Origin of the sequence: Streptomyces synnematoformans (assembly GCF_039531005.1) — a bacterium.
Classification (GTDB): Bacteria; Actinomycetota; Actinomycetes; order Streptomycetales; family Streptomycetaceae; genus Streptomyces; species Streptomyces synnematoformans.
This window is the reverse complement of sequence record NZ_BAAAPF010000029.1, coordinates 18,138-38,385: the sequence shown is the minus strand read 5'-3', so window position 1 is coordinate 38,385 and position 20,248 is coordinate 18,138. Positions and strand designations below refer to the sequence as shown.

The 20,248-nt window shown below is 71.6% G+C and carries 11 protein-coding genes; 8 read left to right on the top strand and 3 right to left on the bottom strand.

Going from position 1 to position 20,248, the window contains the following annotated elements; translation table 11 throughout:
* Positions 1 to 62 precede the first annotated feature (62 nt).
* Positions 63 to 1,199 (top strand): PLP-dependent cysteine synthase family protein, encoded by a 1,137-nt coding sequence (locus tag ABD317_RS08185; protein ID WP_344289119.1) that lies wholly within the window; start codon positions 63 to 65, stop codon positions 1,197 to 1,199.
* A complete protein-coding gene (locus ABD317_RS08180) occupies positions 1,196 to 2,476 on the top strand; it encodes an MFS transporter (protein ID WP_344289118.1) in 1,281 nt (426 codons plus the stop codon). The genes ABD317_RS08185 and ABD317_RS08180 overlap by 4 nt, the downstream gene beginning before the upstream one ends.
* Before the next feature lie 883 nt (positions 2,477 to 3,359).
* On the opposite strand, the gene ABD317_RS08175 is transcribed toward ABD317_RS08180, so the two are convergent.
* Positions 3,360 to 9,506 (bottom strand): hypothetical protein, encoded by a 6,147-nt coding sequence (locus ABD317_RS08175; RefSeq protein WP_344289117.1) that lies wholly within the window; start codon positions 9,504 to 9,506, stop codon positions 3,360 to 3,362.
* A gap of 70 nt (positions 9,507 to 9,576) precedes the next feature.
* Positions 9,577 to 11,949 (bottom strand): hypothetical protein, encoded by a 2,373-nt coding sequence (locus ABD317_RS08170; protein ID WP_344289116.1) that lies wholly within the window; start codon positions 11,947 to 11,949, stop codon positions 9,577 to 9,579.
* A gap of 498 nt (positions 11,950 to 12,447) precedes the next feature.
* Between ABD317_RS08170 and ABD317_RS08165 the strand changes: the two genes are divergently transcribed.
* The 6 genes from ABD317_RS08165 to ABD317_RS08140 all read left to right on the top strand — a co-directional run bounded on the left by ABD317_RS08165 (position 12,448) and on the right by ABD317_RS08140 (position 18,508).
* Complete coding sequence (locus ABD317_RS08165) at positions 12,448 to 13,125, top strand: class I SAM-dependent methyltransferase (protein ID WP_344289114.1); 678 nt, start codon at positions 12,448 to 12,450, stop codon at positions 13,123 to 13,125.
* A 43-nt stretch (positions 13,126 to 13,168) separates the two neighbouring features.
* The gene (locus ABD317_RS08160) at positions 13,169 to 13,762 is read left to right on the top strand and encodes a DinB family protein (protein ID WP_344289113.1); all 594 of its coding nucleotides are present in this window, start codon (positions 13,169 to 13,171) and stop codon (positions 13,760 to 13,762) included.
* A 136-nt stretch (positions 13,763 to 13,898) separates the two neighbouring features.
* Positions 13,899 to 14,438, top strand: a complete 540-nt coding sequence (locus ABD317_RS08155) for a SigE family RNA polymerase sigma factor (protein ID WP_027752991.1) — start codon at positions 13,899 to 13,901, stop codon at positions 14,436 to 14,438.
* A complete protein-coding gene (locus ABD317_RS08150) occupies positions 14,419 to 15,393 on the top strand; it encodes a hypothetical protein (protein WP_344289111.1) in 975 nt (324 codons plus the stop codon). The genes ABD317_RS08155 and ABD317_RS08150 overlap by 20 nt, the downstream gene beginning before the upstream one ends.
* Positions 15,390 to 16,148 (top strand): L,D-transpeptidase family protein, encoded by a 759-nt coding sequence (locus ABD317_RS08145; protein ID WP_344289110.1) that lies wholly within the window; start codon positions 15,390 to 15,392, stop codon positions 16,146 to 16,148. The genes ABD317_RS08150 and ABD317_RS08145 overlap by 4 nt, the downstream gene beginning before the upstream one ends.
* Positions 16,149 to 16,228: 80 nt before the next feature.
* Positions 16,229 to 18,508: an NB-ARC domain-containing protein gene (locus ABD317_RS08140; RefSeq protein ID WP_344289109.1), complete on the top strand. Its 2,280-nt coding sequence runs from the start codon at positions 16,229 to 16,231 to the stop codon at positions 18,506 to 18,508.
* Here ABD317_RS08140 and ABD317_RS08135 read toward each other — a convergent pair.
* Positions 18,456 to 20,248, bottom strand: a 1,793-nt coding sequence (locus ABD317_RS08135) for a hypothetical protein (protein ID WP_344289108.1), incomplete at its 5' end; no start/stop codon positions are given. The two genes, ABD317_RS08140 and ABD317_RS08135, sit on opposite strands and share 53 nt — an antisense overlap.

Here is a 20,248-nt window from a genome sequence, read left to right as displayed (position 1 = left end):
CCCCCCCACGCACGTACGCGCACACCCGGCCCCGCACCCGCGCGGCCGCGGAAGGACCGCCCATGCACCCCGCCCTGCGCACCGTCGCCCCCGGCGACCTCCGCGGCTTCGCCGCCGCGCACCACCTCCCCGACCCCGCCGGCGGCGCCCGCAGCACACCCGCCGGGCTCGTCGGCAACACGCCCGTCCTGTGGGTCGGCGAGCCGTTCAGCCCGCCCGGCCACGGCTTCTGGGCCAAGCTGGAGGGCGCCAACCCCGGCGGCCTCAAGGACCGCTCCGCGCTGCACATGGTCGCCGCCGCGCGCCGCCGCGGCGAGCTGGCGCCGGGCGCTCCCGTCGTCGAGTCGACCAGCGGCACCCTCGGCCTCGGCCTCGCGCTCGCCGGGATCACCTTCGGCCACCCGGTGACCCTCGTGACCGACCCGGGGCTCGAACCGCTGCTGCGGCACCAGCTGGCCGCGTACGGGGCGCGCGTCGAGGTCGTGCGCGCGCCGCACCCCGCCGGCGGCTGGCAGCGCGCCCGCCGCGACCGGGTCGCGGAGCTGCTGGCCGCGCAGCCCGGCGCCTGGTGCCCCGACCAGTACCACAACCCCGACAACCCCGCCGCGTACGACGCCCTCGCCCTCGAACTCGCCGTCCAGCTCGGCCGCGTCGACGTCCTCGTCGCCGCTGTCGGCACCGGCGGCCACTCCGCCGGCGCCGCCCGCGCGCTGCGCGCGTTCTCGCCGGGGATGCGGCTGGTGGGGGTGGACTCGGTGCGTTCCACGGTCTTCGGGCAGCCGGCGGGCGAGCGGCTGATGCGCGGGCTCGGCAGCAGCATCCACCCGCGCAACGTCGACCACGCGGCGTTCGACGAGTGCCACTGGGTCGCGGCGCACGAGGCGGTGTGGGCGGCCCGGCGGCTGGTACGGCACCACTACGCGGGGGGCGGGTGGAGCGTCGGCGCGGTGGCGCTGGTCGCCGGGTGGCTGGCGCGTACGCACGGGCCTTCGGTCCGTATCGCCGCCGTCTTCCCCGACGGCGTGCAGCGCTACTGGAACACCGTCTTCAGCGACGACCACTGCCGCGCGCACGACCTGCTGGACCGCCCGCCCGCCGCGGATCCGGACGAGATCGGGCATCCGGCGGAGCGGACCGTGGAGCGCTGGACGCGCTGCGCCCACGTCACCGCGCCGCGGGCGGGGGCGGGGGACCGGTGAGCGGCCCGGTGCGGGAGTTCCGCTCGTACGGCGGCGGGGTGCGGCTGCTGATGGTGCAGCAGTTCACCATCAACACCGCGTTCTACATGCTGATGCCGTACCTGGCCGCGCATCTCGCGGACGGGCTGGGGATGGCGGCGTGGGCCGTCGGCCTGGTCCTGGGCGTACGCAACTTCTCCCAGCAGGGCATGTTCCTGCTCGGCGGCACGCTGGCCGACCGGCTGGGCTGCAAGCGCATGATCGTCGCGGGCTGCGTGCTGCGGACGGCGGGGTTCGGGCTGCTGGGCGTCGTGCAGTCGCTGCCGGCGCTGGTCGCGGCGTCGGCGATGACGGGCTTCGCGGGGGCGCTGTTCAACCCGGCGGTGCGGACGTATCTCGCGCAGGCCGTCGGAGAGGAGCGGCGCGTGGGGGCGTTCGCGCTGTTCAACGTCTTCTACCAGACGGGGATGTGCGTGGGCCCGCTGGTCGGGCTGGCGCTGCTGGCGGTCGACTTCCGGCTGGTGTGCACGGTCGCGGCGCTGCTGTTCCTGGGGCTGACGGTGGTGCAGGTGCTCGCGCTGCCCGAGCGGGACACGGTACGGGCCGAACGCGCGGGCGCGCGCGGGGTGCTGGCCGACTGGCGCACGGTCGTCTCCAACCGCCCCTTCATGCTCTTCTCCGCCGCCATGATCGGCTCGTACGTCCTGTCCTTCCAGGTGTACCTGGCACTGCCGCTCCAGGCCCACCGCGCCTTCCCGGGCAGCGGCGACGGCGTGACCACCGCGCTCTTCGCCGTCTCGGCGGGCGTGGCGGCGGCGGGCCAGCTGCGCGTCACGGGCTGGGCGAAGAAACACTGGCCGGCGCAGCGCGCCCTGGTGTATGGAATCGCGCTGATGGGCGTTGCCTTTCTGCCGCTGCTGCTGGCCGGCGCCCCGCCGGGCGGCGACGGGACGGCGGCGCGGGCGGCGGCGCTGGCCCCGCTGCTGCTCGCCGCGGCGCTGCTGGCGCTGGGCACGGCGCTGGCGTACCCGTACGAGATGGACACGGTGGTGTCCCTGTCCGGCGGCCGCCTCGTCGCCACCCACTACGGCCTCTACCACACGGTCTCCGGCCTCGGCATCACGCTGGGCAACCTGGCGACGGGCGCGCTGTGGGACGCCGCCGAGCGGTACCCGCGGCTGCCGTGGCTGGCGCTGACCGCCACGGGCGCCGCCTGCGCCGGCGCGCTGGCGGCACTGGGCCGCAGCGGCCGCCTGCGCGCACCGCGTCCGGAGCCGGCAGCAGGCACCCGCGCGTAACCGGAACGGCCACGGCGAGGGGCCAAGTCGAAAGCCGCGCCGGGGGAACGGCACCGGGACGGCCACCGCCCACGCGCGTGGATGTCGCCGTCCACGTCCCGCAGCGTGTGCCGGATGACGTACTCCCTGCCCTGCCGGCGCCATCGTTCTGGCCGAACCAGGCGACGACCTTGGTGGTCGGGTTGGTGTCGGCGTCGTGGCAGGCGCGGTCGGGCCCGCGATGCGGCCCCTGACGAGATCGACCCTACCGACCCAGACGCGGCAATTGCGCCGCAAGTCCATGACGCCCGCATAGCCCTGCCGCGCCATTACCTGTGTGCTGCTGTACTCGCCCTCCCAGAAGTCCGAGCTGCCGCGGGTCCAGTGCACGTGCTAGTCCGACGTCGCCGTGTTCCACCAGCGCCGGGCCTCGTCGAGCAGAGCGTCCCACAGACCGTCCACCCGCGCGGTCATCTGGTCGAAGCCGCCGTACATGGGTGTTGCCGTAGCCGCCGCGGGCGCCGCCGTCGAACTGGCGGTCCCTGTCGGCCGGGGGGCCTTGAAGCCGACGTAGACGTCCGGGCGGCGTGGTGGACGTGTCGAACCTGCCGCTGTGCTCGGAGTGCACGTGGTGCTCCCCGACCCGCCAGGCGCGCCGCCGTGAGCGTTGCTCCCACGCCAGCGTACCGGACGAGGGTGACCAGCTAGTGTCGACAGCGGAACGGAACATGGCGTGAGCGGCGGTGCGGAAACGAAAACCAACGGGACGGCCAACACCGGTCACGCGGAGCCGCGAGCTGCTCCTCCTGCTCGTACGGGCACGAGCACTTTCGGCGACGAATGGCGTGCTCCTCTTTTCAGAGTTCGAGGAGAGGAGCACGCCCTCCGTACGGGATGGCAGGTGTCACGTGCACACGGACATGCAGCGGTACAAAAGCGGCTCCAGCTTCAGGGAGGAGCCCTTCCGATCGAAGACCTGGAGGGCGTCCAGACACGCGTACACCCAGTCAGCGTCTTCCTCGTCCCCCAGTTCGAGAGCGATGGCCATGATGACGACATCCGCGTCGGCCGAGTCCTCGCCGAACTCCTTCGCGACCTCCCGGTACGCCGTCAGGAGCTTCGGATCCGCGAAGACTCCGGTCGCCTGCACGAAGTCTCGGACAACGGGACCATCCGTTGTCAGCTCTGCCATTCTCCGCAACGCAGCCTCCGCGCCCGAGAGCTCGCGGTGCAGCTTGTACGCGCGATCGACCAGGTACGGCCATCCGCCGGTCAGTTCGTAGAGGCGGTCGGGGTGCCCGTTCGTGTTGAACAGCTCCGTCCGCTGGGCCCAGTCGTGAAGGCTTCGCCGGTCGTAACGACGGAGCACGACGGGAAGCGCCGAGGTCTTCTCCGTCTCCAGGAGCAGGGGGCGCCAGAGATCGAGCTGCCTGGTATCCGTGACGATCACCACCGAGCGGGTGACGCCGGATGTGGCGGGTAGCGCGATGTCTGCCAGGTCCACCGCCTCCCGCAGGGTTTCCGGTTTCACGTTCTCGGTCGACTGGGCGAAGTCGCTGATGACCACGCGGCGATCGCCGGGACGGCCGCCGGTGAGCTCCTGCTTGAACACGCCGCGCCTGCCGACCGGCGGCAGCTTCCAGCCCGAGATGCCATCGGTCACCGTACGCAGGGTTCTACTCACTTCGGTGACACCGGTGGCCGCCGTCCCCAGTACCACCCGTGTGCGGTTGGAGCGGTCGCCGAGGAGGTCGTCCAACTGAGTGACGGTGAGCGGGACCGGTCGTTGGTCGGGCAGTTCCGGCCGGCCTTCCAGGACGATGCGATCGCCCAGCTGGTAGTCCTGATGAGCACGCTCCAGCCGGGCCTCCACCTCGTGCGAGGTGCCGATCATGCGCAGAGCGTTCGGACCCCGAAGGTGCCACCCCTGGCCGTCGTGATTGGGAGCCAGCACACCCAGCCCCACCATTTCCGACAGATAGGCGCGGAATTCCTCCGTGTCGAGGTTCTCGAAGCCCTCGGGCCAGTACGTCTCGCATTCCTCGCGGAGTTCTGCGTCGCTGAGCCGACCTTCCAGCCCGTAGTGACGGGCGTGGTGGGCGAGTACATTGGCGATCACGTCGTACCGGTGGTCCAGGCTCAACGTGTCCTTGAAGGCGGCCGAGATGCCGGCGCGGAGACCGGTGTCCGATTCCACCGCCTCGATGTCGGCCTCCTCGATCGTGTAAGGAGGACCTTCGATGCCACGCCGTTGACGCTTGCGCTGCATGACCTGTACCAGCCGGTGACCGAACATCTGGAGCAGGAACGGCTGGTAGGAGCAGTACTGCAGGACTCGGTTCGTGACGTCCACGTCGGCGAACTCGAAGCCGAGGGCACGCATCGGATGCACCAGCAGATCTGCGGCGAACTGCGGAGCGAGCGGGCCGATCACCGTCGGTGTCTGGGCGAGGTGGCCGAACGGTCCGTTGCTGGCGAGCTTGGAGAACCGCTGCACAGAATGCAGCCCGGCGAACACGACCTTGACCCGGTCCTTCGTCTCTGACCCGAGCCCCTTGAGCTTTTTGGTCTGGCCGAACCGCGGGGCGTCAGCCTCAAAGAACAGGTCGCACTCGTCGAGAAGGATCAGCAGTCGGCGCATGGGGTCCTCGGCGAGCCAACGCCGTAGCTCCCTGCGCACATACTCCCAACGGTCCCCGTGAGGTGCCTTGCGCCCCTTGCCCTGTGGCAGCACGTCGACGGCGACCAACTCCCGTTCCAGAACGCTCCAGAGCGTTTCCGGACCGAAAGCGCTGCCCTTGCCGATGTTGACCTGGTCCAGGTTCACGTACACGGTCTGGCGGAAGCCGGGGTACTGCTCCATGAACCGGTCCCCGGCGTCGCTGAGCAGAGCCGACTTCCCCAGTCCTCGCCCGCCGAAGATGACCTGGGTGCCCTGGGGATCGAGGACGCTCTTGCGTTCCGCATCCCGTCCGAAGAACATTTCGCCGCCGATGCGGCCACGCTTCTCCAGAATGTACGGATTGACGCCGGAGAACGGCAGCAGGGTCTGGGTGGCCGAGCTCACCTGCCGGTTCCCGCGGGCCGCAAGGTAGGCGAGTGCGGCGTCGTCGACGACGAGCATGGGCCTCAGCCCGCCACTGCCGACCGCAAGGTCCACCCGGTTCTTCTTACTCAGAGTGCCGAAGTAGAGCACCAGCAGCCCGGATCCGCTCGGGTCTCGGGAGGCAAGGCTCATCACCACTTCGGCCGGCGGGCGACCCCACACCAGCAGAAGCCGGAGCCGGCCACCCTGCTCCCTGATCTTCGAGCCGAAGTCGGGCACAGCGGCGCGGCCGTTGATCTGCACGTCGGTGGCCTCAAGGAAGCGATACTCCTTACGCTGATGCGACAACTCCTCCAGACGGCGCGGGCCCTTGGGAGCGTCGTAGCCGAGCAGCTTCAGAGCGGGGAGCAGCTTCGCGTTGGTGAAGTTGGGCCTGTCGTTCGGTTCGAGGGAACCCACTTCACGCCAGTTGCCAAGCGCCGTCGCAGCCAACTCCGCCTCGTCGCCGGAGAGGTGCCCGTAGTCGAGAACGGGCGCCTCAGGGTGCCTGCCGCCCGACCGCACCAAACTGATGAGCTCACCGTCGATTCCTCGGGGCAGCCTTTCCGGTACTTCCGGGAAGAACTCCCAGAGGTGAGTCTCGCCGTTGTCGATCTCCGGCATCGGCTCGCCGATCTCCATGAAATAGACCATGTCGGCCGCAGTGGGCAGCTTGCCGGAGTCCAGGTGCCGCAACACCTGGTCCCGTTCGGCCGGAGCGACGTCAAGCCTGCCGAGTCGGGCCCGGATCCGCCCGGCCGCTTCCTCCCGATAGGCCGGGAGGCTGGTACGCACGTGCTCCAGAGTCGCCCGTACCTCGCTCAAGTCATGCCGAGAGGTCTCCTCCAGAACCGAGCGGGCGCCCTCCAACAACTCCTGCATGTAGAGGTCCTGGTCGTCCGTCACCGCGCCGTCCGCCTGGGCTTGGCGCAGCCCGGCGAGGAGCGCTTCGCGGTCCGCGTCGAGTTCCTGCCGCCTTCTCGACTCGAGCGCCTCGATCTCGGTGATCTTCTGAAGGGCGAAGCGCACGCCGTCCGTGGCGGGCAGGTCCCCGAGATCGGCGAGTTTCACGATGGTACGTGCCGCAAGGAACGCGTCGTGATCAAGGCGCTCCCGCAGCGCCTCGTCCCAGGAACGTCCGACGGCGATCAGCAGCCGGTCAACGGGCGGGCGTTCGTCGATGGCATTGCAGACCTTCAGCAGCTCCGCGTCGAGGATGTCATCGGGCTTGCTGCGGCCGGCGTTGCGAACCTTTTCGTCCCGGCCCTCCAGGAGCGAGAAGATCTCGGACAGGGAGTCGTACGCGGCGTGGGCGACAGCCGTGGCGATGGTCTCGGGACGCCGCGTCAGACGTTCCAGGTCGGCCAAGACCGCGTCCTTGCGGGCGAGCAAGTAGCGCCGCAAGGAGGACACTTCCTGCACGACCCTGTCCGTGTCCGACCGTCCTCTCCTGCGCGCGTCCTCGACGGCGACGTGCCATTCCCTGGCCAGCGCCACCGTATCCTCGACGACGCGTACGAGATCCTGCCGCCCCGCGCCCTGAAGCGCCTTCCTGCTGGAGGAGCGGTACTTGCGGTCAACGCGGTCGATCTCGGAGTTGATCTCGGGGAGCTTCGCGAGCCGCTCCGCCTCCTCCCGGACCGTGGGCAACTGGTCGCGGTTGTCGTTGATCACCTGGGTGAGCATCGAGCCCAGCAGCCCGTCAGGCCTCAGCCATCGCTTGCTGATTTCCGTCGCCCGGGCGTATCGGAGGCGTGGCGGCGCGTCCAGGTAGGCACGGCAACGTTCGTGGATCTCCCTCAGCCGTGCTTCAGCCCCGGACACGTCAGCGATCACCGCAAGAGGGGATGCGTGCATCAGCGTGCCGCTCAGTGCGCGGTCCGCCACCTGCGTCGTGACCTCGCCGAGTACCTGGGGGAGCCGGAGTGCGAGCGTCTTCAACTGAGCCCCGGCCATATAGTTTCCGGTGATCAGCGTCACCCGCAGGAGGGCAGGGACCAGCAACAGGTCAGTGCCTTCCGGGCCATGACCGGCTGAGTCGCTCTCGCTCCGGAGCAGATCCTCCACCAACCGCACACTGGGACTTGTGGCGGAAGTGATCAGCGCAGCCGCCCCGGCCAGGCGGAGTGCCGCCGGCTGAGGTCCCGGACCGTTCGCGGCCTTCGCCACATGGTGGGCCAGGCCGAACCGACGCTCCCTGATGAGGCGGGCGAGGGCCTGCTCGATCCGTGTCGGCCCGTCCGGCCCGTCCTGACTGACGGTCGCGCCGCTCACGCCCGCCGGAGCAGGTGCGACGGGGGCGTCGTCACCGCCGTCTCCGGTAGTTGGGGCCCCGGTCGCGGCGTCGGAGGTCGGGGCGGGCGGAGCGGCGATGCTCGGCGCATCGGCGACGTCCGGCGGCCCAGCCCCCGTCGCGCGGGGTGCGGGAAGCAGGTCCGTGCCTTCGCCGGGCGTGTGCCGTACGGAGTCGCCGCCAGCCCGCTCCGTACCGGGTGGTACGACCGTCCGGGGTCCCGCTGTGTCCGGCTGCTGCCCTGCCTCGGCTGTCATCCTCGCCGGATCCGTCCCGTCGTCGGGAATCGGCGGCGCTGCAGCCTTGTCATCGCTGCCAGGCAGACCCTGCTCCGTGGTGTCCGCGGTCTCCTTCGTACCGACAGAAGGCGAGCTGGCCTCCAGGTCTGCCGCGGGTGCGGTCTGCTCCCCGAGGAAGAGGTCGGCTGCCATGGCCGAGGCCGCTGCACACGTGGGAAGGGCGCGTACCACCTGCCCCTGGAGCGCTACGATGGTGTGAGGATCGGCGTCCTTGCGCTGTCCCAGCAGGACCAGCTCGGCGATGGCGACCAAGGCCGAGCATTCTTCGCGCTCGCTCTCGTTCCACATCGGCACGTCAAGAAGTCTCTTTGCATTGCTGCGGACATCTTCCGCAGCCGAGGCGGCGGCGCTCCCTGGGCGGCCGCTGATCGACAGCAGCTTCCGCAACGCCTCACGCACCGTCGTGTCCTGCTGGCGCTGGGCGGCAAACGACTCCGCCGCACGGCGCATTTCTTCCAAGCGCAGCGGACCCTGTTCGATGCCCGCCTCGTCAAACACCATCCTTGCATGGTGAAAAGCCGCGGAAAGTTCAGCCAGGCGTTCCACATGTTCTTCTGCCGGTGGCCGGCCATCGTCGATGGCGTCCTGTACCGATGCCATCGACTGGCGCGCCTGCTCGACGGCCGAAGCAAGAACGCGGCAGACCTCTGCCGGGCCGTCCGAGGCGGCGGCCTCAGAGTCCTGGGCAAGGACCGGGGCTGACCCGACAGCGGCATCACACGCGGATGGAGGGTCGGCGGTGTCGTCTTCGGCTGACTGATGATCTGAATCGACGCCTGTGCTCTCCTCGGGCAGGAAGCTCGCGTGTGATTCGACGACGGCTGCCGCGGCTGCGCGTACGGCGTCGAGTTGTTGTGCGAGTGCGGATTCCTCATCGATGCCGAACCATGCGCGCTCGGCGGCCCAGACGAGGAGGTAGGCGTCGGCGACCGAGGCGTTGCACCAGGCGAAGATGGTCGCGCGTAGCAGGCTTCCGTCCCAGCGCGCTAAGGGGTCGGCGGCGTCGGCGCCGGTGCCGAAAGCGGCGGCGGACAAGTGGCTTTGTGCGGATTCGGTGAGCACCCGGAGGGTGCGGACACAGCCGTCCTTCTGTGCCGCCCGGCGCAGTCTCGCCAGGATGTCCTCACAGAGTGTATGGCCAGCCCGACGCGGTGCAGCCATACGGATACCGAGACGCCACAGCAGCAGCTTCCGTCGAGGAGGGGGGAGGGAGTTGTAGGCCAACTCGACCATGTCGGAAGAGAACTCCGCCAGTGTCTTGTCCACCGGGCGGTCAAGTTGATTCAACGAGGTGGCGAGTTTGCCGAGGCTCTCGGCGGAGGCACCTGGCGGAGACGACGGTGGGTCCGCGACCACGTGGTACCGGTCGTGCATATGACAGTGCTCCGTTTCTCTGTTTCGGTGTGCCGTCTGGAACGGCCGATGTGCAACGGGTCAGCGACCCTTATTGGCCTCGCGTGTACTGGGTGACAAACGTGTAGCCATCTGGCAATTCCCAGCCGTCTGCTTTGCCCAGAAGTCTGCAGTGCTCGCGGAAGGCCTCTCTCTGGGCATCACTGGGTGAAGAGCCAGGTAGCAACCGTCGCAAGTGTCCGGGCACGTACTGCACGCCGTGCATGTCCTCTTGAGGCTCGCTCACCCCCCACGGTCGCGGAACACGGACTACCGGTGGCATATACCCGATGAGTTGGATTACGCGTTGAGCAGGGTGCGCCGGGTAGTGCGGCTGCCCTGCCGGGTCACGGCTTCCAAGAGCGGGTTCGAGGACTCTCTGGGCCAGCAGTTCCGCTATCGCCGATTCGAGGGCCGCTCTTTGTGAATGAGCCGGCTCGACTCCTCCGTACACGGCACGAGGCAGGAATGCACGGTCGAGCAGAGCGTGCCCGCCCGGGGTCAGCAGCCCGCATCTCCGTACTGTGCGCATCACCAGTTCCCGCGGTGCGAGGCCGGCGGCTGTGTCCCTGCTGCGATCGCTCCCCGGCGCGTCTTCGCGGGTGAGAACCCGAGCGTCGTAGCAGTGACCGAGGAGGCGGTCCCCGAACTGCACGGGATTCTTGAGGGGCACCGTTGCGGCGTGGAGGGTGCGGCCACCCCGGGACCAGTGGAACTGGAGTAACAACCCCGGGAAGAAGTCGTTCGGCCAGGTTACGCCGACGAGATACCCCGTGTGTCCGGTGACTTCGGCGTACGTCTCCTGGGCGTTACCGGATCCGTCGGGAGGCGGACCGCCATGGTCGATCTCGAGTAGTACCGCCTGGCGTCGATCGCCTGCAGGGCGCAACTCCTCGGCTACGAGCGGGTGCAGAAGCGCGAGACCTGCAGTGAGATGTGCTAGCCGCAATGGCTGCCGGTAAACGACGACCTCGTCCGTAACCCGCAGCAACTCGACGGGACCGAGGTTCGCGTCGTCTGCCAGAGGGTCGTCTACGGGTGCTGCTTCGGGCTCGGGAAACGAAGACGCGGTAACTGTCTGGGAGGAAGCCCACCCGCGGCCCGCTGGAGTAAGGGGATCCTGTGCGGGTTCCAGAACTCCCGGATACTGAGAACTCCAGACTCCGCCACCCTCGAAGGAATCATCCAGATGCACTCGCGTACCGTTCGAGAACAATCCGTTTTCACTGTCCCTTCGAATGAAGTCGGCAATTGTTACGTTCGCTCTGCACACCGCTGATGCATAATCGACACCATGGAGGGACTCTGCCGCTCCAGGGAAAGAGCGGAGGCGGGGACCGAGTGCCGTGTAAATGGTGACAGGGGTGTTCATCGCGTAGTGCCGTCTTGTCTGCTGAGCCCCATGCTCAAAGGAAGACAGCAGGGTCCTCATGTCGTCCCCGCCTAGTGGCCCAGTGTCTTGCCAGCCAGCCGCCAGAGACTCCCGCGTCATGGCGTAAGGGCCCCACATGCGGAGCAGATCACTGGAGTGGAGGACGCGTCGCACGGTTTCGAGAAGACGGAGCAGCCCGCGTAGGAGGGTTGTGTCGTCTGCACCGCCGACCAGTTCGGTGACGGACATGGCGACGAAAGGACTCATGAGCTGGGGGCGCCCTGTGCTCAGCAGATAGTGCGCGTATGCCGTCAGATCGTCCTGTGCAGCGGTCTCCTTGGATGCATAGACGGCCTCAACGAGGATGTGTCCATCCGCGTTGATCCAGCGCTGGCGGCTGTGCAGCCGGTGGAGTTGGGCAGGGGACAACGACAGTCCCGGGCCGAAGGCATGAAGATCAGGTACCAGAAGCTCGCGGCGTTTGGCCGCGTCACGGGCACCTGGAGCGCCAGGCCCTTCGGTGCCAGCAGGGGAACCGGACACCCAGGCAGGAGTGTTGCCCAGTTCGTCCACCTCGGGGTGGGCGCCTTCCTTGTAACAGATCTCGGCGTAGAGCGGCTGTGATCCGGTGGTCACGCGTACCATGGCGCCGACGGGTAGCGGCGGCGTGTGCTCACCGAACGTGACCGACGGGAAGTCGTCGAGTTGGAGGGGGCTGCGCCCATAACCGTCACCGGCGAGGTGAAAGCCGAAGTAGGCAGCGTTGAAGGCGACCGATACGTGCAGGGGCGTCTTGCGGGCGGTGGTGACGGCTTCCAGATATCGAAGCAGTCGCAGTCTTTCTTCCTCTGGAACTGCTCCGTTTCCCACAGCCATGGCCTGGGTGAGCAGGGGAAGTCCATCGTAAGGCCCCACCACCTGCGGCTCGCCGTAGCCTACGCTTCCTGTGTCGGAATGCATGAATGTCGATCGGCGAGGTGCTGCCGTCGATCTTTTGTCGAGGTTTTCATGCACCAAACCAGATGTGCGCGATCCATGTGCTTCTTCGCCCATAACACCCCTCCCTGAGGGCTAACCTGAGTCAGCCCACCATGGTGTTGCCACGCAGGATATGCCTTCACTCAGTCCCGCCGCCATGTTTTCGACAACTGATTGGTGTGCGCGGCGACGCGCATGCATCCAACTGCGGGATCCAACGCAGTGCAAACGCTTTCGTCCCGCAACTCTCGTCAGTCGAGCGGGCTGAAATGACGGGAACAGTGCGCATCCATCACTTGACATGGTCGTGTGTGCTCCACCTCGCTTGCTTGAACCCGTCCGGTGGGTAGTTCCGGTGTCGCATCCATGCTGCTCAGAAGCATGTTCCGAGATAGGCCTGGTTGCTCCGAGGCTTGAGGTGTGGAAGTGCGCGCAAGTTACTGACGAGACCGGCAATGAGGATGGGCGGATTCAGGCCAGTCGCGTCACCGGCGTAGCTTTGCCTGACTGGCCAGCCTGCGCCCTCCTCGAGTGGAGCAAGTTCATCGACCCTGCCGGGTTAGCGTGTGCGGCATGGCGGTTACGGACGTGCTGCAGCGTTTCAACCGGCGGCATCCCTGGAGCCACAACGACCACTACGGGCCGTGGATCGCCCGCCGCGTCGCCGAGTCGGGGGCGCGGGACGTGCTGGACGTCGGGTGCGGGGCGGGGAACCTGCTCGCGCTGCTGCGGCGGCGGGCCGGGGCCGTGACCGGGCTCGAACCCGACGCCGCGGCCGCCGCCGTCGCCGCGGGGCGGTTCGACGGCGATCCCGCGGTCACCGTCGTACGTACCGACTTCGCCGGCCGGGAACGGGGGCGGCGCTGGGACGCCGTCACGCTCGTCGCCGTACTGCACCACCTGCCGCTGCGGCCCACGCTGCGCGCGCTGCGCGACGACTGCCTGGCGCCGGGCGGGCGGCTGGTCGTCGTCGGGTGCCACCGCGAGGCCGGGGCCGCCGACGTCGTCGCGTCCCTGCCGGCCGCGGTCGCGAACCCCCTCGTCGGGCTGGCGAAGCACCCTGCTCGCGCGGACGCCGTGCCGGTGCACATGGCCGCGCCCACCGCCGAACCCCGGGAGACGCTGGCCGAGATCCGGGCCGCGGCGGCGGTGGAGCTGCCGGGCGCGCGGATACGCAGACGGCTGTTCTGGCGCTACAGCCTCGTCTACGACGCGCCCGCCCGACGCGCGTCGTCACCGAGCGTGCCGTAAGTTCCGGCCGGATCCGGCGCGTGCGCGGTTAATTCGCTTGCGCATGCGGGCATCGGGCCGCATCGTGTGTACGGTGAGTGACGAAGAAGCCCCCCGGCGATGGACCGCGGCCAGCGTCTACCCCGACATGTGGGCGGACCCCGACCAGGACCCTCGCAACAACGACTCCAGCCCCGACGGTGAGTTGGCGACGCTGCAGGACTTCCTCTCCGGCTACCGGCTGACGCTGCGGATGAAGTGCGAGGGGCTGAACGCGGAACAGCTCGCGCGCCGTTCCGTCCCGCCGTCGACCATGTCGCTGCTCGGGCTCGTACGCCACCTCGCCGAGGTGGAGCGGGACTGGCGCAACTGGGTCGTGCCCGAGGACCCCGCCCCCAGGATCTACGGCGAGCGCGACGCCGACTTCGCGGGCGCCGCCGCCGACCAGGCGCTCGTCGACGCCGCCTTCGCCGACCTCGCCCGCGAGCAGGCGGCGTGCGACGCGGTGCTCGCCGAGTACACCGATCTGGGGGCCCGGCTGGCCAAGGACGACACGTCAGTGCGCGAGATGTGGGTACACCGGGTGGAGGAGTACGCCCGGCACTGCGGCCACGCGGACCTGCTGCGCGAGTGCGTCGACGGCCGGGTGGGCCAGTGACGGCCAGGGCGCCGGCCGGACGCGGCTGAACCGGCGGCGCCACGAGGCGGCGCAGCCGGGTGAGGCAACCCGGCGGAGCCCTCATCGCGTACCACAAGTGTGCGACGTGAAGTGGGGACCGGATGGCAGGCGCAGGATGCTGAGGCGGGGCGCGGCGCAGCCGCCGGGGTTCGAGGAGTTCGTGGCGGCCCGGGGGCCGCGGCTGCTCCGCGTGGCCTGGCTGCTGACCGGGGACGCCCAACTCGCCGAGGACCTGCTGCAGACCGTGCTGGCCAAGGTGTGGCCGAAGTGGGAGCACATAGCGGAGGGGAGCCCCGAGGCGTACGTCCGTACCGCCATGGTGCACACCCACATCTCCTGGTGGCGCCGCCGCTGGTGGGGCGAGGTGCCGCACGCGGAGCTGCCCGACACGGCCGGCTCCGCGGACCCGTTCGGCCAGGTGGACCTGGAGCAGTCGCTCGCCGACGCCATACGGAGCCTGCCGCCGCGGCAGCGCGCGGTGGTCGTCCTGCGCTACTTCGAGGACCTGAGCGTGCAGGACACCGCGGCGACGCTCGGCTGTGCGACGGGCACCGTCAAGAGCCAGGCCGCCAAGGCGCTGCGCACGCTGCGCGGGCTGCTGCCCGCCGCCGAGTTGGTGGAGGGCGGTGAGTCCGGTGGCCGGGAACAGCGCTGAGCCGGGCGGTTCGCCCGAGTGGGCCCGGGAGCCCGGGCCGCCGGAGCCGGCGGAGTCGGGGCAGCCGAAGGAAGGGGCCGGGTGGGCCGAGTGGACCGAGCCCGCGGAGCCGGCCGAGGAGGAGCGCGCGCTGCGTGCGCTGCAGGTGCCGGCCGTGCCGCGGCTGGTGGCGCCCACCGAGCGGATGGAGCGCATACGGGGCCGGGTGCTGCGACGCCGTCGACGGCGGCGCGCGGTGTGGGGGGCGACCGCGACGGCCGCGGCCCTCGGCGGACTGCTGCCGCAGGTGCTCCCCGCCGACGACCCGCCGCCCCGCTACGCACCCCCCGCCGCCGGCGCCGGGACGCCGCAACCGCGGGAGGACGAGGCCCGGTTGCCGGAGCTGTCCGACCTCACCCTGCGGGTGCCGGAGGGATGGAGCACCCGCACGGTCCGTACGGACTCGCCGGAGGGCTCGTACGTCGGATACGTCGCGAGCCTGGCGCTTAAGCCCTCCCCCGAGCCCTGCCCCACCGGCGCGGACGGCACCTGCACCACGCCGCCGCGGGAACTGCCCCGGCGCGGCACGCTGATCACCCTGCGGCTGCTCTACGGCTCGGAGAAGTTCTCCGGGCCGGAGAGGACGGATCCGGGTCTGCAGGCGCGCGACGTGGGCAAGCCGTGCGTCGTCGCGGGCGGCACGGAGGAGCTGTGGGCCGTACGGCGCCCGGCGGGCGCGGCGGAAGGGGTGCAGGTGCTGGCGACGGTGTGCCTGGCCACGCCCGCGAACCGGGACGTCGCCGAGGTCCGTACCGTGCTGGGCTCGATGCGCTTCGAGTCCGGCACGCAGCCCGGCAGCCGGCCGGACGTGCCGTCGGGCAGCCGACCGGAAGTGCCGTCCGGCAGCCCGCCGGACGTGCTGTCCGGCATCGAGCAGAACGTGCAGGTCAGCGGGTCGGAATGGGGTGGCCGATGACGCTCCCCCGCCGCCGGCTGCTCGCCGCGGCCGCCGGGTTCCCGCTGCTCACGGCGGCCGCCTGCACGGAAGCGGCCGCGCCACGCGCGGACAACGCTCCGCCGCCGACCCGGACCCGGACCCCGGCCCCGGCCCGCTCGCGCGTCGCCGCGGCCCCCGCGCGGCTGCCGCAGGACGTACCGGGGCTGGGCCCGCGCACCCGCGCCCGCATCCCCGCCGGCACCCGCCAGGTCCTCGTCGTCACCGGCCCGTCGCGCCGCTCGTCCACCGCCACCGCCGTGCTCTACGAACGCGGCCCCGACGGCTGGCGCGGCGGCCCCGCCTGGCCCGCCCACAACGCCCTCCGCGGCTGGACCCGCCACCACACGCAGGGCGACCTGCGCACCCCGGCCGGGGTCTACGGCCTCACCGACGCCGGCGGCCTCGACCCCGACCCGGGCACGGAGCTCCCGTACGACCACGGGCCCGCCTTCAGCATCGACGGCCGCGGCTTCGAGGGCGAACCCCTCGCCGGCTCCTTCGACTACGTCATCGCGATCAACTACAACCGCAAGCCGGGCACCACCCCGCTGGACTGGACCCGCCCCATGGGCGACGAGCGCGGCGGCGGCATCTGGCTCCACGTCGACCACGACGGGCCGACCAGCGGCTGCGTATCGGTGGCGAAACGCCACATGCGCACGCTGCTGCGGACGCTGGAGCCGCGGGAGAAGCCGGTGGTGGCGATGGGCCCGGAGCGCTGGCTCGCTCGCTGACACCGGGACCGCTGTCGGACCCGGGCGCTATCGTGAGGTGACGGAGGGTGAGCTGACCCGGGTCGGGGCAGGGGGGCGTGATGGAGTGGCTGATCGGGGCCGCGGGGACGGTGGCCGTCGGTGTGCTCATGGCGGTGCTGTCGTCCGAAGTCACGGACGGCTGGAAGCGGGTGAAGACACGGCTGGCCGGGCGCGGGGAGCGCGGGGCGGGCAACGGCAGCCCCGTGCCCGCGGGGGCGGCGTACTTCGTCGACCGCGAGAAGGAAACCGAGCTGGCCGACGCGACTTTACTGCCGCCGGCCGGGCGGGGCGGCACGTCCGGCACGGCGGGCGCGGCCGGTGCGGCCGGAGCGGTGCGGCCGGACGGGGCGGCGCGGCCCGTCGCGATGCTCGCGGTCAGCGGGATGCCCGGCATGGGGAAGAGCGCCTTCCAGTCGCGCTGGGTGGACGCGAACAAGGGGCGGTTCTCCGGCAGACCGGTGTACGTGAACTTCGAGGAGCTGCCCGGCGGCACGCCGACCGCGCGGCTGTCCGCGGCCGTCGCCGAGGCCCTGCAGCAGCTTGAGGTGGGACTGAACCATCTGCCGGCCTCGCTCGCCGGACTGACGCGGCTGTACCGGCAGGAGTCGGCGCGGCGCCGGCTCCTCGTCGTCCTCGACGAGATCACCGAGGCCGCGCAGGTCCGCGCGCTCCTCCCGAGCGGCCCCGGAAGCGCCGTGCTGGCGGCCGGCCCGTCGCGCATCGGTGAGCTGACGCTCATGGGTGCGCAACCGCTGCAGCTGCAGCCGCTGGAGCCCGAGCACGGCCTGCAACTCCTGACGCACCTGGTCGGGGACGGGAGCCGCATCGGTGCCGAGCCCGAAGCGGCCCGGCAGGCGGTGGAGTTCTGCGCGGGGCTGCCGGTGGCGTTAGGCATCGTCGGGGCCAGGCTCGCCATGGAGCCGCGGCTGACGCTGCGCGCGCTGGTGGCCGAGCTGTCGGACGAGGAGCGGCGGCTGGAGGGCCTGTCGATCCCCGGGGAGGAGCTGGGCGTGTCCGCGGTGATCGGGATGGCGTACGGGAATCTGCCCGCGGAGGCCGCCCGGCTGTACGGCCGGCTCGGGCTGCTTCCGGGGCCGCGGTTCGACGACGAGGTCGCGGCGGCCGCCGGCGGCCTGCGGCCCCCGGCCGCGCGGCGGGCGCTGGCCAGGCTGGAGTCGGCGGGCCTGGTCGAGGCGGCGGACGAGCACGGGCGCCGGCGGTTCGTGAGCCTGGTGGGCCTGCACGCGCGCGCCCGCGGAACGGCCGAGCCGGAGGCCGAGCAGAACGCGGCCCTGGCGCGGGTGGTCCGCCACTACGTGCGGCGCGTGGCGCAGGCCGACCGGGCGGTCATGGGAACGCGCTTGCGCGTCACGGACCACGGGGAGCTGCTGCGGGACGCGCCGCCCGGCCCGTTCGCGGGCGACGGGGCCAAGAGCGCCGCGCTGGAGTGGCTGCACCGCGAGCGGGCCGAGCTGCTGGCCGTACACGAGGCCGCGGCCGCGGCGGAAGACCCCCGCGCCGTCTGGCAGCTGGCGGAGGGTCTGACGGCCCTCTTCCTCAACCACCGGTATCTGCAGGACTGGACGGCCACCGGTCTGCGCGGCGTGGAGGCCGCCGCGCGCGACGGCGAGCCCGCGGCGGAGGCACGGCTGGCCGCGCTGACCTCACGGCCGCTGACCGACCTCGACCGGCTGGACGACGCGCAGGCCCTCCTCGAACGCGCCGGCGCCCGGCTGTCCGACGTACGCCGGGGGCACGCGGGCTACGCGGACCTGCCCGTGCTGCGCCCTTCGGTGCTGGAGTTCACCGGGCGGCTGTGGGACCGGCTGGACCCGCCGCGCGCCATCGCGACGTACGAGGAGGCGCTGGCGGCGTACCGCGAGGCCGGGGAGGAGCGCGGCGCGGCCATCGCCCGCTATCTGCTCGGCCGCGCGCTGGACGCGGCCGGCCGCCCGGCGGAGGCCGCGGAGGCGCTGCGCGCGGCCGTTGGCGGCTTCGAGGGCCTGTCCGGCTACGGGCCCCGAGGCGACCGGCGCATGGCCGGGCGCGCCCGGGCGGGCGCCGGCGACGTACTGCTGCACCTGGGGCGCCGCCCCGAGGCGCAGGAGGAGTACCTCGCCGCGGCACGGCTGCTGCAGGCCGAGGAAGCCGCGCACTACGAGGCGGCGGTGCGCGAGAAACTGGCCGCGCTGGCGCGCGAGGACGGCGGCATATCCGGGCAACGCGAGCATCTGGCCCGGGCCGCCGAGTTGTACGCGAAGGAGGGGAACCCCCGCGCCGGGGAACTCAGGGACGAGCTGCGGCGGCTGTACCCGCAGCTGTACCCGGAAGCGGAGTGAGCAGCACGTCCTCGGTGCGTCCCGCGAAGCTCAGGTCGGCCGTCCCCGGCAGCGGGACGCCGCAGCGCAGCCGCGCGTACGCCACGGCCGCCGCCACGCCGGCGTCCACCGGCGGCCCGGTGACCGCGACCTCCACCGCCGCCGCGTCGCGGACGGCCACGACGTGGGTGCCGCCGGTCGTCGGCACGCCGGCGACGAGGCCGCCCGGGAAGTCGTCGAGGAGCGCGCGTGCCGCGCGCGCCGCGGCGTGCGTACCGCGGGCGGCGCCGGGCCGGGTGAGCACGGAGGCCCGTTCCGCCGCGGCGGAACGGCCGTCGCGTATCTCGCAGGACAGGTGCCGGAAGGCGTACGGACCTTCGGGCGCGGCGTGGTCCCCGGGGTGGCGGGAGGCCGCCGCGGCGGGGTAGCGGGCGACGGAGACGGTGTGCCCGTCCGCGGCGCCGCTCACCGTGGTCCGCACGACGGCGGCCGTGTCGCCGGGCGGCGGGTCGCCCGGGGGCAGGCTGGCCGGGGGCGGGTCACGGGGCTCGGCGCGGGGGCGGGGGAAGGGCGGCAACCGCGGTGGCTCCCAGGCGGGTTCGGGCAGCCGGAGCAGGCCGTAGAGCGCGGTCCGCAGCAGGCTCTGCGCCTTTCCGGGGGCCTGGAACGCCCGTGCCGCCACGTCCGCCGCTCCCGCGGTGTCCTGCTCCGCCACCGCCCGGTCGAGCTGCGGGCGCAGCGGGAGCGCCGCGTCGAGCCGTACGGCCGTGCGGCCCAGCTCCGCCATGGGCGTGCCCGGGACCACTTCGTCGCCGAACGCGGCCTGCAGTACGGGGATCCCCAGGGCGGCGGCGTAGAAGGTGACCGAGCCGTGGTCGCCGACGACGGCGTCGGCGGCGAGGAGTGTGGCCTGCCAGCCCTGCGTGGGCGGGACGACGAGCAGCCCGGCTTCGCGGGCGGCCGCGAGCGCCGTGCGCAGCCGCCAGGAGCCGTGGGCGGAACGCACGTTGGGGTGGGTGACGAGGGCGACGCGGTGGGTGTCGGCGGGCAGGTCCGCGAGCAGTCGCAGGGGCAGCTCCGGATCCCGACCGAGGAGCGACTGCGGCCCCCAGGTGCTGCTGACGAGCACGAGCTGCCCGGCCGCCGGTACGCCGAGGGCGGCGCGGTACGCGGCGCGCGACGTGCCGGAGACGAGGAGGCGGTCGTAGCAGGGGTCGCCGGCGTGCACGACGTGGGCGGCGGCGCGCGGGGCGTGCGCGAGGAGGGTGTCCGCCTGCCCGGGGTACGACACCACGTACCACGCGCGCTCCGGCTGGAGCAGGGCGGCCGGGACCACGCCGGCGAGCCGCTGCCCGGAGCCGCGGGAGTCGGGGACGAACTTGTGGAAGCCCACGCCGTGGGGGAGCACCAGCACGGGGCCGCGGGTGCGGCTGAGGTCGGCGTTCTCGCTCGCGGTGACGATGGCGTCGTAGTCCAGGCCGGGGAGGTCGCCCCAGGCGACGGTCAGGGCGCCGGCCGTGGTCAGCAGCTCGCGTACGCCGTGGTGGAAGGCGGAGGTGGGGTCGAGGGCGAAGAGGACGTCCACGCGGGGGTCGTCGCGGAGGAGGGCGGGGAGGGTTTCCAGCAGGCGGACGGTGGAAGTGACGGTGCGCGCTACGGCGACGAGGGTGCGTTCGGCCGGGAGCGTGCGCCAGCGATCGCGGTTCGCGGTTCGCGGTTCGCGGTTCGCGGTTCGCGGTTCGCGGTTCGCGGTTCGCGGTT

Coding starts and splice junctions, on each gene's coding strand:
- ABD317_RS08185 (WP_344289119.1), top strand. CDS start 63: ATGCACCCCGCCCTGCGCACCGTCGCCCCCGGCGACCTCCGCGGCTTC.
- ABD317_RS08170 (WP_344289116.1), bottom strand. CDS start 11,949: ATGGGCGAAGAAGCACATGGATCGCGCACATCTGGTTTGGTGCATGAA.
- ABD317_RS08140 (WP_344289109.1), top strand. CDS start 16,229: ATGGAGTGGCTGATCGGGGCCGCGGGGACGGTGGCCGTCGGTGTGCTC.
- ABD317_RS08160 (WP_344289113.1), top strand. CDS start 13,169: ATGCGGGCATCGGGCCGCATCGTGTGTACGGTGAGTGACGAAGAAGCC.
- ABD317_RS08165 (WP_344289114.1), top strand. CDS start 12,448: ATGGCGGTTACGGACGTGCTGCAGCGTTTCAACCGGCGGCATCCCTGG.
- ABD317_RS08145 (WP_344289110.1), top strand. CDS start 15,390: ATGACGCTCCCCCGCCGCCGGCTGCTCGCCGCGGCCGCCGGGTTCCCG.
- ABD317_RS08175 (WP_344289117.1), bottom strand. CDS start 9,506: ATGCACGACCGGTACCACGTGGTCGCGGACCCACCGTCGTCTCCGCCA.
- ABD317_RS08155 (WP_027752991.1), top strand. CDS start 13,899: ATGCTGAGGCGGGGCGCGGCGCAGCCGCCGGGGTTCGAGGAGTTCGTG.